Raw genomic sequence first — 12,212 nt, forward strand, 5'->3', positions numbered from 1 at the left:
TGGCCCAACCCCGCCAAAACCCCCCCCCCAACCCCCCGGGGGGGTTTCCCCTGGGGGGGGCCCCCAAACCGGGCCCCCCTCCCTGGCCCTTCCTTTCTCGTCCACTCCCGCAACCCCATCCGCGACTGAAACCCCTGGCCCCCATGACTTCTCCGGAAGGACTTACTCCGATGACATTCACGATGTTCGACCGCTCCCGCTGGACCACCGCCGATGAGGCCCGCGCTCGCCGCGGCGTCGTGGCCCGTGCGGCCGGGCCCACCGGCCCCTGGACCGGCGATATCCTCGTTCACCCCGGCGGGTACCGCTCCCGTTTGTGGGTCACTGCCTACAGCGGCGAGTTGTTCGCCTGCGGGGACGACCCCGATTACGGCTTCATTCTCGATCCCGACGGGAGCATCGACTACACCGGCACCTCCGGCATGTACGGCAACAAGTGCATCGACCGCGAAAGCCTGACCAGTGTCCCCGGAGCCGAGGTGGCACCGTTCTGGCTCGACCGTCACGACGAGGAGATGCCCGGTGACGTGCTGACCTTCACCACCGAGGTGCGTGTCTGGCAGACCACTGAAACGGTGCCCAGCGTCTACGAGGCGGTCGCCCAGCGCATCTACACCGACGGCAGCTTCGACACCGTGATCACCGCGTACGAGGCCAGGGCCATCGCCGAGGGATGGGCCGGGGAGCACTATTGCCCGAACTTGGCCGAGTGGGTGAACGGCCGCTCCGGTATCGACCGGGCCGTGCTGATCGCCGAAGCCCGAAAGCTCTGGGATGACCTGAGCTTGCACGTGGAGGACTGGCCGCACGCCGGGGAGCCCGAACCCAGCATCGCCGCCGCGGCGGCGCTCACGGCGTTCCTGGAGGGCTCCTAGGACATGGCTCGGGCGGCCGGCGAAGCCTCGGTCGCGAAGACCGCAGCTCGGACACGCCAGGCCGCCCGAAAGTGCCCCACTCGCAAAAGAAGGGCATCGCCAAGCTTAGCAAGCGAATCGCCCTGATTCGACACTTCGACACCCCGCCACCGCGAGAGAGAAGAAGCGACGATGATCCCCACCGCGCCGACAGCCGACCACCACGCCGGAGCTGCCGCCGACCACAATGAGGGCGTGGGAACCCTGATCACGTTGAAGGAATGGGCCGAACAGCGCGGCCGCAGCTATGGCTCGATCCGCAACAACTGGACCGGTCGCGACGACTTCCCGGCCCCGAAGCAACCCCGCCCGCGCACCGGCAAAGGCACCCCCGCCCCGGAGTACGACTCCGACGAGCTCGATGCCTTCGCCGAGCGCTGGGAAGCCGCCAACCGGCCGGCTCCCTTCCTCATGCCCGACGGGCCCGACGAGTTCCGCACCCTCGGCGCCATCGCCCGCCTGCTCGGCGTCGACGGCAAGACCGTGACCCAATATCGCGAGACCTTCGACGAGAAGGTCGAGCACGAGGACCGCGGGGCCCGCACCGTCTACCGCACACGCGGAGTCGTCGAGGTACTCAATGAGCGGCGCGGGAAGGGCCTGACCCGCCCGCACCTGCGTCAGGCCGCCGAATAGGCCCAGCCAGGCCGCAGGCCAGCGGGACAACTCGCATTCCAAAACGGCCGTTTTGGAGTGCGAGGCCGCAGCTAGAAATTAGGTTGACCGGAAGTTCTCAAGCCGCCTACCGTGTTCCCGTACGCCCCGGGTCCGCCTCTGCTGAGCATGCCGCCCGGGGCACGGCTGTATCTGGGCCCGAAGCCGGGTCACAGGATCGTCAGCGAGATCGCCATGAGGTCGTAGAAGCCGTGGCAGGAGATCGCGGGCCACAGCGAGCGGGTGTAAAGCACCAACCCGGTGTAGATCGCTCCACCGATCGCAGAAGTCACGAGGTTCATCGGGCCGTACTCGGCATGCGCCACAGCGAACAGCGCGATGCTCAGCCCCGCGACGGCCGCCACAACAGGGAACCTGACCCAACGAGGGATGGTGCGCGCGCCGACAGCTCGCTGTGTCAGCAATACGAGTGCGCGGTAGCGGATCTCCTCCGGCACCGCAGCGACCAGGAACGGGTACAGCACCGTCGCGCCGAGCGTGCCGTTGCGGGTGAGTATCTCCGCCCGCTCGGCGTTCGCTCGTACCTGGTCGGGGTCGGACACAGGATGCCATACCGTGCCGATCAGGGTGTCGAGCCCGAAGTGCACCGCCGCCAGGAGCACAGGGACGACAAGGCACCACGCTATCAGCGGCCGGCGGCGCCACCGCGCGGGCTCGGGACGACGAAACCCGAGCAGCCCGCACACGATCCACGTCTCGGTCAGCATCGACGACCGCGGTCGCACTGTGAACGCGCCGATGCCGATCAGAGCGACCGCGAGGAGGCCGAAGCAGAACGCGATGGCAACCGCCAGCGGCGTGTCTCCCAGAACCACCGCGTAGCTGCAATACACCAGTGGATATGCCAGCGTCACCGCCGCCATCCCCCGGAAGAACACGCGCGACCACGGCGGCCGCGAACGGGTTCTGGAGTGATCCGTTACCGCACAACTGCTCACGCTCGCTCCGGCAGAGCTGAGTGCGGGTGAATCCGCTGCCATCAATTCCCCCTGTCCCTCGCAGCTTCCGCTGCGCCGTCAGTTACCTGACGTCGGTCATAGCATCACATCGCTGGCCCGCGACCCGTACGCGACGCTCGGTGGGGCATTCGGCGCGGCGAGAATGAATGCTCAAGTCGCAATAGCTGTATAACTAGATGTTCATCTATGGGCGGGATGGTCGGGACAGAGGAGCCCCCCGCCCTCCTGCTCGCGCCAACCCTGGTCCATCAACCATGTGAGGACGGTCGTGGGGACTTTCCCCTTGGCGCGCAGCGCGATTGCGAGTGCCCCGACAAGCAGCGGCCCGCCATGGTCGCAGGCCGCGCACTCGACATCGGCGATTTGCTGTGGTGGCCGCGGGCGACAGCGGTTGCAGTAGCGGCGCTCGGTTGGGGTGTCCGGCTGGTCGGGGTCGGGCACGAGCCAGACGACCTTCACGTCCTCTCGCAGGCGCCCGCGTGCACTTTCCCCCTTCGCGGGGTAGCCACACTCCGGGTTGGGGCAGGTGTGCAGTCCAGCCGACCGGTGGGGCTGTGACGGCCGTGCGGGCGGCTGCTCGACTTCGGGCTCCCACAGGCCCAGCTGCCCCGGCACCTGGGGATACGTCGCCGGTTCCATCGGGTTCAGACCTCCTGTCGCAAGTTCTAGTTATTCGAGTGTATCGAAAACATCTGAATCCGGCGGCGTTCGCGGTTCCGAGTGCGGTGATTGCGTTGTAATGGTGCAGCGCCTACGCTGCACCATTACAACGCTCATGAAAGAGGGTCAGCATGTTGGGAGTCGTGCCGCTCGCGAACGGGCTCAGCACCGATCATCCAGTTCCGTCGTTGCCGTTCGTAGACGACCTTCACATACCCGTGGACGACCCGGAAGACATCGAGGGGGTAGGCCGGGGACGTGACGAAAAGACCTGGGGCCGTTTCGATTACAGCACCGGCGGTCAGCGCTGGTGGGCATTCACTACCGATCCACGCCGTCCCGAGTTCGCATGGTCGATCCACTACCATCCCGACCACGGGCGCACCGTCTTGCTGGTGCGCGATGAGGACGCTGCTGGCCTCCATGAACTCTGGGCCGCCTGGGACGCAGGCCGACCCTCGCCGCTGCTGTTCCGATCTGGGGGCTACTGGTGGGACGGCACATCTTGGTACCGCCCGCGACAAGTGGTCGACACCGTCGCCGGCGGCTACGCCCTTCGGCAGGTCGCCAACGCCGAAACTGTCACAGCAGCACATCAATTGGCGTCCACCCCAGCCGATCCCGGACGCGGCCGCCTGCTTTCAGTCGAGGATGTCCGACTCGACAGCGAGGGATCACCGCACTGGCTCGACGATCTCGCGCTCTGGGAGCACTTGCGGACCAGCGACGGCCGCCCTCTCGAAGACTGCGTGGTCAGTCTGCATGCCCCCGAACTGGCCGCGGACCAGCTCATCAACGCCACCCAGCTCGCGGCCATGGCGGGACTGGCGCCGGGCACTGTGCGCGGATATCGCGCTCGCGGGGAGGGGCTGTTGCCCGACCCTCAATTGGTCCTCGGGGGCAGGGCATTGTGGTCCCGGCCTGTCGCCGCCGACTGGGTCGAAGCCCGTGAGCGGTCAGCCGCCGGGATCGGGGAGGTACTCGCCACCAGCCCCGACAACCCGATGCCACGCGGAGTCGCCGCGCTGTTCGACCGGCTCACGGAGGAGTACACCCACTACTTCTGGGGCGTCCCGAAACGACGGCGTTGGTGGGTCATCGGACAGCGCAACAAGGAGCAAGTCACCGCGGTCGCCCGAGACCTCGCGCTCTTCGTGATCAACGACCTCGACCGGATCGCGGGCATGGACAACCAGCGCGACACCCTGTTCTACGCGCTGCGCGACCAGTTGCGGCGGGGAGAGCGGCTACGCCCCTCCAGCGACTGGATCATGATCGCGGGCCCTGTCGCCAGGAACCTGGACTGGCTCATCGCGCACAACCCGGCGCGCGCACGAAGCTTGGTGGGTGAGGTCGTCGGCGAAGCCGACCGCTCGCCCGAGTTGCAACTCAGCCGGGGCACTATCGCACGCACGCTCCGCGAATGCCTTCGCGTGTCGGGCACGCTCCCGGCTGAGGTCTACGACGGGTTCTTCGAACGCGCACTGCCCGCTGGCCTGGAGAACACGACGACGCAGACCGACTGACCTCGACACTTCGGGGCCGCTTCCAATCCGCCGACACAGAACATTTTGTGCCAGTGAGGATGTCGGCCCACACGGCTAAGCTCCTCCACATGACCGGCATGGAGATCGAGGTCTACCACCCGGCGGCGGCACCGGCGCTGGCCGACGCGGAGATCGACCGCATTCGGGAGGTGCTGACGCCTCTTGGAATTACCGATGTGGACTCCGACGCGGAATTGGCATTGGCGCCGCTGCCGTCGCTGTCAAGCGAGGATCTCCGGCTCATCGGGGAGTCCACCGCCACCGCCCAGGCCCGCAACACGATTCGCTCCTACGCGACGGACTGGCGGCGGTTCGAGCGCTGGTGCGCGGTGAACGCTACGCAGGGACACCAGGCGCTGCCCGCCCATCCACTCACCGTGGCCCTCTACATCAGCGAAGCCGCCGCACTGCGCGATAGCAAAGGACGACGCCGCTACGCTCCGCCGACCTTCACCCGATGGGTTGCCGCGATCGGGGACCGCCACCGGGCGGCCGGCTACCCGCATCCGGGCTCGGCACGGATCGTCGCCGAGGTACTGACCGGCATCCGGAGGGCCTGCCGAGAGAAGGGCGAGCGCCGCCCCAAACGCGCCGAACCGGTCCTCGTCGACGACGTGCGCGAGCTCGTCACCCATGCCCGCCGCCAGGCGGTGAACGACGCTCAGCGCATCGCCGCCCACCGCGACGCCGCGCTGCTGCTGATGGGGTTCACTGGCGCGTTCCGTGCCTCGGAGATGACCGAGCGCTGGATTGAGGACATCACTCCGCACAGGCTCGACGGCCTCCACGTCCGGCTGCGCATCTCGAAGGGATCGCAGGAAGAGGAAGTGGTGGTCGCACTCCCACGGGGCAGCGAGCCCGCAACATGCCCGCCGTGCGCGTGGCGGCGCTGGCTCGACCTCGTGGCAGCGCGCGACGCCGGCGGCCGCATTGCTGTGCAGCAGCTGCTGAACAAGACCGACGACTACTGCGAGCGGCACGTGTGCCGCAGCCGCTGGCCCGAACTCACCAGCCCGCGAAACCCCGCCTTCCGTGCGGTCGACCGCCACGGGAACATCGCATCTACCGCGCTGACGGCCGAAGCCGTCGGCGATATGCTGCGCCGCCGATTAATGGCAGTCGGGTACGACAAAGAGACCGCAGCCTTATTTGCGGGCCATTCCCTTCGCAGCGGCTTCGTCACGCAGGGCTACCGACTCGGCGCCAGCGACTACGAGATCCAGCGCCAAACCCGACACAAGTCAGTCGCCATGCTCCGGGTGTATGCCCGTGAACACGCTCCTCTGGTCGGCAACGCCGCCACCCGGCTGCCATGGTGAGCGATGCCCTCACCGCGCGCTACCGCTATGACTACTCCCGCTTCGCTGACTGGTGCGCCGTGCACGGCCATACGCCGATGCCCGCCCACCCGAGCGTGGTCGGCGAGTACCTGGCGTCCGCGCCGACGGCACCGTCAACCCAACGAGGCCGCCTCAGTGCCATCAACTGGGCGCACCGCAATGCCGGATTTCCCCCACCCGGCCGATCACCATACGTCCGCAACTTGATGAATCCTGCCCGCGCCGCCAGGACCGAGCGGCTTCACGGACTGATCGAAGCGGCCCTGCCGAACCTTCCTACCTGGGGCTGGCCTGCGGGGCTATTCGGCCGCCGCGACGCGGTCCTACTCCACCTAGCCCGCTCCGGCCTCTCCTTTCCTCTCATCGCAGGACTTGATCGATCCGAGGTCGTGATCCGCTCGGACCGCATCGAGATCGGCGCCGGGCACCTCGTAGTCCTTCGTGCCGCCGACGACCGCGCGATCTGCCCCGTCGCCGCTTTCCGACGTTGGGCGGCAGTCCTCGCTGTCATACACCGGCCGACCGCGACCTATCTTCTGGAGCAGCACCTCGAGCGCGAGACGCTCCCTGAGCGCATATCTCCTGCGGTCCACACCACAGGCCCGCTGCTCTTTGCCCTCGACCGGGACGGCAACCCGGCTCTCGATCCCTCGCCACTCACCCCCGGGTCGATCGGGGCAATCACCGCCGCGCACATTCTCGGCAGGATGCCAACCCATCGCCCACGGAAACGCCGTCGGGACGACGGCGTCAACTTCGTCCATGACCCCACCTTCGAGCGTCAGGGCCCGCCCCTCGGCGACGACCACTTCGACCACGGTCTCGCAGCCCGGCGACGCGCAGTGGAATCCATGGCTGACATCGAAGCCCTGCTCGATGCAGCAGAAGCGGAAGCTGACCGAGTGCTGGCGATGTGGGGGTAAACCGCGGTTTACCCTCATTGAAGTTTGCGTGGGAAGTTCTCGCCTTGTGGCCGATGGTCCGTGAGGGGTAAACCGCGGTTTACCCCTCCACGCTCGCTGAGAATGCAGGCCGCCTCGATCCGCCGGAAGTTAGTCGGGGGCCATGCGGTAAACCGCGGTTTACCCCGCCGAAGTGGTTGTGTGGGAAGTTTCGCCAACAGCTCGAATGCCATGCGTCGGACCGACGGAAGGCTCGGAGACGGCGCGCCACCGGCGGCGGCCACGGACACCCCCGGGTAAACCGCGGTTTACCGCATGGAGCACATCGCCCGACTGCACGAATTGATCACGTGAATTGAGTCGGGGCCGGTAGACCATTGGTCCACCGGCCCCGAAACTTCCCACACAGGGGCGAGGGATTACTCGTCTTCCTTCGACGTAGCCATCTGATTCAGCTGCTCGATCAACTCGTGCACACCACCTCGATCGAGATGGACGAAGAGCGCGGAGGCGAGAACTGTGGTGTCGGCGTCCCACTTCTTGAGCGTCTTGACGATCTTCACGGTGTCGACATCGCGCCTCGACGTATTCGACTCCGACGTCTCGCCCGCTTGCTCCCTCTCCTTCTTCTCCAGCTGAGCCTTCCAGCGGGCGACCTGCTCCTCAGCGGGAACTCGGCCGAGTTCCCGGGCTTCTCGGATAGCGAGCTCGCCCGCCCGAAGCTTCGCCTGAAGCTCTGGCGTGAGCTTCAGAAGCGCCCGCCGTTGAGACACCCACATTTTCGTCTTGCCGAGAATCTGCCCGGCCCGCGCTCCGTTGCCCTCGCAGTCCGAAACCAACGCCTCGACGGCCTTCGCTTCTTCGATTACGTCAAGGTTCTCCCGTTCGACGTTCTCTCGGATGGACGCCGCCCGCAGACTCGCCCTCGAGTCAGCCACTTCGTCTTTGCGAACGCACTCAAGGGTCGTCCGGCCGAACTTTCGGGCAGCCTCCAGACGTCGGCAACCGTTGATGACGACGTACTTGGCATCACCCAGCTCCGACTCCAGCTCGGGCCAGAGCTTCAGGTACGCCTCTCGGCCGATGATCAATGCCGGTTGCAGCTGAATCTCGATGATAGAAGCGAGATCGTCCACATCCATGATCTCGCGCGGGTTCAACGGATTCGCAACGAGATCTTCCAGCTTGATCTCCAGTGGCGCCCCATTGACCACTACCTCGGGTGTCGGCCCCTTCGCAGGCGAACTGGCTCGTGCGTTCACACCGTCGACCGTGGAGTTCTTCCCAGTGGAACCAACCAGGTCGGCGAGGTTCGCACGACCGCCCCGGCCGGCCATCAGCGAGCCCCGGCCTTGAGCTCAAGAGCGAGCTTGCTGAAATCGGCTCGCGCTTCCAAGCTAACTCGGTTGCGCGGGTACTCCGTCACCACGGTGCCTTCGGCTGCGGCACGTGCGTGAACCTTGTAGTGGCGGATCACGGTGTTCGCGAGAGGCCAACCGTTGGCCTTGACGTAGTCCTTGGTCTGCTCCAAGTCAGCCATACCGTCTCGTGGGTCCCAGTTGTTGACTACGACAAGGAAATCCAACCCACGCGGCTTGATGACCTTCTCGATTGTCCGAGCCGTCGGATCGAACGCGAGCGGCTCGGGCTCGATCGGCACGATCACGTGGTCAGCGGATTCGAGCACAGCGCGCAGTGCCTCGGCCGCGGGCCCCTTGCCGAGAGGGTCGGCAGCTGCTTCGTCATCTTCGTCGTGGCCGATCCAGCCTGGGGTGTCGACGTAGAAGTGGTCGATGCTGTTGCTGTTCCGGAGAGCGCGCAGTCCTTCAATGTCATTGTGCGCCTGGACGATATGAAACGGCAGGTCCGCAACTCGGTCTGCCCACCAGACTGCCGACCCCTGGGGGTCGATGCTGACCGCCGCAACAGGAGAGATGGTGCCCGGCTCCGAGCTCGACAGCGCATCCGCGGTGGTGGCCGCCAGGTTGACGGTGAGCGTGGACTTGCCGACGCCACCCTTCTGATTCAGAACAACCTCGACGTATGCCATGGTTCTACCTCCGTGTACTTCGCCCACATCGTGTGGGCTACTTCGGATTTGGGTTTGAGAATCGCCGCGGTGGTAACTGCGACTGTAAGAGAGGATATAAGATAGTTTTCTAGTGTCAACGGCTACGGCGGCGATTCGTCGAAACCGCACTGAAGAACCCGATGTCCATCTTCATTGGAGGAGTTACCGTGAATGCTTCGCGCAGTACACCTACCAGCGGAGATTCCTCAGTAGCCGCGGCCGTAGAGCTGCCGGTTCGAAAAGGCGTCGGCAAGAAGCAGTTCGGGACGCAACTCCATGCTTCGACGATCGCTCGTCTCGACTGGATCAAGAAGCGCGGCTACGTCATCTCTAAGACCGTAGACGATGCCGTCAACGCCTGGCTCGATTCAGCCGGCGTGCCGCGACCCGACGAACACGGACGCATGCCCGAGGTCCCCTCGAACCAAACCTGAAGTTGGGCCGAGAGACTGCGTCTGCCCACCACTGGCATACCTCAACCCGTTTCGTCACTGTGACGACCAGCTGCGAGCCCTCCTCCGGGCGGCCCCGGAAGTGCTCGCCAATGTCCTCGCGTCCACCCTGCGCGCCGCGCGGCATGACTGGTCGCCCAAAACGGACGTTTTGATATGCGGTCAGTGTGGGAAGTTTCCATCTCTTTCCCCGCGACCCACTCCGTGGTGGAGGCCCTTGGGAGCCAGTGACGGCCGGATTCAACCCGGCTCGGGTAAACCACGGTTTACCCGATGTTCGCGGTGTGGGAAGTTTCTGCAAGTGCCGACCCGTTCCACAACCCTATTCCGAAGTTGTGTGGGAAGTTTTCACTCTCGGGTGTGACTCGAACCGTTCAACCTGTCGCATCAGGTGCGAGGTGCAAGGTGCAAGGCGGTCCGCCCTGCTGGACCCAGCCTGGTCACCGGGGACTCCCTGCTCGCGCAGGTGAGTATGCCGCACGGTCCAGCCGGAGGAGTCCCGACACCGGCACGACCAAACCCGCTGGCCCGGGGCCGAGTTCGGGTTGCCGCCCTCACCAGTCCGTGTCGGCCACAAGCCCCGTAGGGATTCAACAGTCCCAGAGGGCTCAGAACTTCGAAGCTATTCGGACGTCCACCTGCCGATTGCGCCCTGCTGCATGCTCAATGCTCCCCGGACTAGGCTGCCAAGACGAGTTGCCCGCTCCGAGGGCGGCTAGGCTGCCAGCTGGGGTCTTGCAGCCCCGTGTGCACAGTTCGAGGCGCAGCAGCCAGGACAGATCGGTCGGCCGAAGTGAAGGTTCCGGCGGCCGCCCGATCAACCACGGCCATCAGGCTGTTCCGCCGATCCAGCCAGTTGAACCAGGCCGAGCGCGCGTTGGGTGTCAGCGTCTCGAGCGTCGCGCGCCTCGCAGCCCGACGCGCCTCCTGGTCCTCGCACGACAGGCTGCGCCACCATCGCTGCTGGTAGCGCAGCGAGCGGTACGCCTTTACCGCGGGTGACGAGCTGCTGGCCAGGGGTTCACCAGGGGGTAGGTCGGCTAGAGCTGCGCAGCGGGTGCGCCAGTGGTGACGTTCACGGCGGAAGCGGGCGCGGAGGAGGGTGCGGTTCGCGCGGCCGCGGGGGCAAGGGGGAGGGGGGGTGTCCTTCGGACAAGTGGGGGAAATTTTCGAAACTGCGTCGTCCACGTAGGGACGGGCCGCTGGTCCCATCGCGTAAGCATGGCTATCCGACGCACCGCCTGCGTAATGATGCGTCGTCACGAGAAGACCGTGGGCGATGAGTAGATCGCGGCACACCCGGAACGTCTTCACGTCGATGCCCGCACGAAGTGCGATATCCCGCACCGAGATCGAGCCCTCGCGCCTGACGAAGATTGGCGCGAGGTTCATCAGCAGGACCTCGCAGTTCCGCCGTCGTTGGGGGCGCACGCTCAGATCTGTCGCATCGAGCGCCGCTTTGAGGCCCGCTGCGACAGCGGCGATCCGCGCGTTGTCCGCTCCCGTCGACTTGTTCAGAGGGTCGGACGCGGACGGCAGGCGCCGCCGGCGTGGCCGCTGGACGGCCGCCTGATCGACCGCACGCTCCCAGAGGCGCTGCTGCCATGCTCGCCGACCGATCTTGCGGCACACGGCCGGACTGGCCGCGCTGACCCGTTGCCATGCTTGCTCCGGCGTAAGCCCCTCCTCGGCGCACACGGTGGTGTGGGCATCGAGCCAGACGAAGCGCCGCCAGCGGTGCTCTCCGCGCTCGGAAGCCTTGGTGCCGGGGCGGTTCTGGGCCCGCCACGCCTCAGCAGGGGTGCATCCACGGCGAATCATGGCGCAGACTTGCCCGTACTCCCGCGCGGAGCGGGAGGTGTCGGGGCCGGTGGGCGCGGGGCGAGAGTTAGGTGAAGGCCGTCGACGCGCCGGGTGCGCACCGCGGGCCCGCTTGGCTCGCGTCGGCACGATGGGGGCGTTCGGCGTCAGCGTTCCGCCGAGAACAGGTGCGGAGTATCCCTTACGGTGCGGAGCGGCGAGCAGTCTCAGCACGCCACCAGAGCGGTCGTCGACCAGAACACCAAACGCCTGCGCGGTGTCGGCGCACAGGCGGTTCCATTCCTCCATCTGATCTCGCGATGCGCCGACGCCCACAACGTGCCGACCGCCGGGCCGGCCGGACTCACGCGCCAGGTAGGAGATGCCCTGATCGTGGAGCCACCCGACAAGTACCTCGGCGACCGCGTCACCGAGCACAGCGTGCTCTGGGAGCGGGTCGATGTCTGCGCCGACGTTGCCGGGCCGGAGAGTCCCACCAGCCGTGGCAACCTCGCCGGCGTCGATCGCGGCGTATGCCCTGTCGAGAGACCGGGTCCGACGCGGCGAATGGTTGTCGGCGTCGATGAGAACGTAGGGACCGGAGTAGAGGACACGGTCCAACTCGCGCAATTTGAGCTGTGATGGTGGCCCTGGTGGGCCGCCGCTTCGGTTTGAGGAGGGTGAGTTTTCGACACACTCCGCGGTTTCGGTTGAACCGGATTTCGGGCGTGCGGTATCCTCGACCCTGGGTTCCTTCAGCAAGGGATGGCCTTTCGTTGCTGAGGGGGTACACCGTGGAGATGAGAAGGCGAAAGCTCATCCCCCATGGACGAACCGGGAGCTCTCGGCTAGGCGTAGCTGAGGGCTTCCGTCCATGTGGTTAACCCGGTCG

General features: G+C 66.2%; 10 protein-coding genes. 6 read left to right on the forward strand and 4 right to left on the reverse strand.

Translation table 11 applies throughout. From position 1 onward, the window contains the following. Positions 1-170 precede the first annotated feature (170 nt). The gene (locus QH270_RS18015; RefSeq protein ID WP_280343741.1) at positions 171-875 is read left to right on the forward strand and encodes a hypothetical protein; all 705 of its coding nucleotides are present in this window, start codon (positions 171-173) and stop codon (positions 873-875) included. A gap of 234 nt (positions 876-1,109) precedes the next feature. After that, on the forward strand, positions 1,110-1,550 hold the full coding sequence (locus QH270_RS18020) for a hypothetical protein (protein WP_280343743.1): 441 nt from the start codon (positions 1,110-1,112) through the stop codon (positions 1,548-1,550). Positions 1,551-1,738: 188 nt separating this feature from the next. On the opposite strand, the gene QH270_RS18025 is transcribed toward QH270_RS18020, so the two are convergent. Next, positions 1,739-2,452, reverse strand: a complete 714-nt coding sequence (locus QH270_RS18025; protein WP_280343746.1) for a CPBP family intramembrane glutamic endopeptidase — start codon at positions 2,450-2,452, stop codon at positions 1,739-1,741. Between the two features lie 887 nt (positions 2,453-3,339). Here QH270_RS18025 and QH270_RS18030 point away from each other — a divergent pair. The 3 genes from QH270_RS18030 (at position 3,340) to QH270_RS18040 (ending at position 7,018) form a co-directional block, all read left to right on the forward strand. After that, positions 3,340-4,734 carry a hypothetical protein gene (locus QH270_RS18030; RefSeq protein ID WP_280343748.1) on the forward strand — a complete coding sequence of 465 codons (1,395 nt, stop codon included), beginning with the start codon at positions 3,340-3,342 and terminating at the stop codon, positions 4,732-4,734. Between the two features lie 89 nt (positions 4,735-4,823). After that, positions 4,824-6,074: a recombinase gene (locus QH270_RS18035; protein WP_280343750.1), complete on the forward strand. Its 1,251-nt coding sequence runs from the start codon at positions 4,824-4,826 to the stop codon at positions 6,072-6,074. Then, the gene (locus tag QH270_RS18040; protein WP_280343753.1) at positions 6,068-7,018 is read left to right on the forward strand and encodes a recombinase; all 951 of its coding nucleotides are present in this window, start codon (positions 6,068-6,070) and stop codon (positions 7,016-7,018) included. The genes QH270_RS18035 and QH270_RS18040 overlap by 7 nt, the downstream gene beginning before the upstream one ends. 398 nt (positions 7,019-7,416) lie before the next feature. Here the strand turns inward: QH270_RS18040 and QH270_RS18045 are convergent, their stop codons facing one another. Both QH270_RS18045 and QH270_RS18050 read right to left on the reverse strand, forming a co-directional pair. Then, positions 7,417-8,334, reverse strand: coding sequence for a ParB/RepB/Spo0J family partition protein (locus QH270_RS18045; RefSeq protein ID WP_280343755.1), 918 nt, complete (start codon positions 8,332-8,334; stop codon positions 7,417-7,419). Continuing rightward, positions 8,334-9,047 (reverse strand): ParA family protein, encoded by a 714-nt coding sequence (locus QH270_RS18050; RefSeq protein WP_280343757.1) that lies wholly within the window; start codon positions 9,045-9,047, stop codon positions 8,334-8,336. The genes QH270_RS18045 and QH270_RS18050 overlap by 1 nt, the downstream gene beginning before the upstream one ends. Before the next feature lie 188 nt (positions 9,048-9,235). Between QH270_RS18050 and QH270_RS18055 the strand changes: the two genes are divergently transcribed. Further along, positions 9,236-9,502 (forward strand): hypothetical protein, encoded by a 267-nt coding sequence (locus QH270_RS18055; protein ID WP_139337578.1) that lies wholly within the window; start codon positions 9,236-9,238, stop codon positions 9,500-9,502. A 696-nt stretch (positions 9,503-10,198) separates the two neighbouring features. On the opposite strand, the gene QH270_RS18060 is transcribed toward QH270_RS18055, so the two are convergent. Then, positions 10,199-11,941, reverse strand: a complete 1,743-nt coding sequence (locus tag QH270_RS18060) for a hypothetical protein (protein ID WP_280343759.1) — start codon at positions 11,939-11,941, stop codon at positions 10,199-10,201. Positions 11,942-12,212 lie beyond the last annotated feature (271 nt).

It is taken from the genome of Nocardia neocaledoniensis, assembly GCF_029868625.1.
GTDB classification, from domain to species: domain Bacteria; phylum Actinomycetota; class Actinomycetes; order Mycobacteriales; family Mycobacteriaceae; genus Nocardia; species Nocardia neocaledoniensis_A.

Bases quoted from the DNA above. Each gene is read 5' to 3' on its own strand.
- QH270_RS18015 (WP_280343741.1), top strand. From the start codon at position 171: ATGACATTCACGATGTTCGACCGCTCCCGCTGGACCACCGCCGATGAG.
- QH270_RS18025 (WP_280343746.1), bottom strand. From the start codon at position 2,452: ATGGCGGCGGTGACGCTGGCATATCCACTGGTGTATTGCAGCTACGCG.
- QH270_RS18030 (WP_280343748.1), top strand. From the start codon at position 3,340: ATGTTGGGAGTCGTGCCGCTCGCGAACGGGCTCAGCACCGATCATCCA.
- QH270_RS18035 (WP_280343750.1), top strand. From the start codon at position 4,824: ATGACCGGCATGGAGATCGAGGTCTACCACCCGGCGGCGGCACCGGCG.
- QH270_RS18040 (WP_280343753.1), top strand. From the start codon at position 6,068: ATGGTGAGCGATGCCCTCACCGCGCGCTACCGCTATGACTACTCCCGC.
- QH270_RS18045 (WP_280343755.1), bottom strand. From the start codon at position 8,334: ATGGCCGGCCGGGGCGGTCGTGCGAACCTCGCCGACCTGGTTGGTTCC.
- QH270_RS18050 (WP_280343757.1), bottom strand. From the start codon at position 9,047: ATGGCATACGTCGAGGTTGTTCTGAATCAGAAGGGTGGCGTCGGCAAG.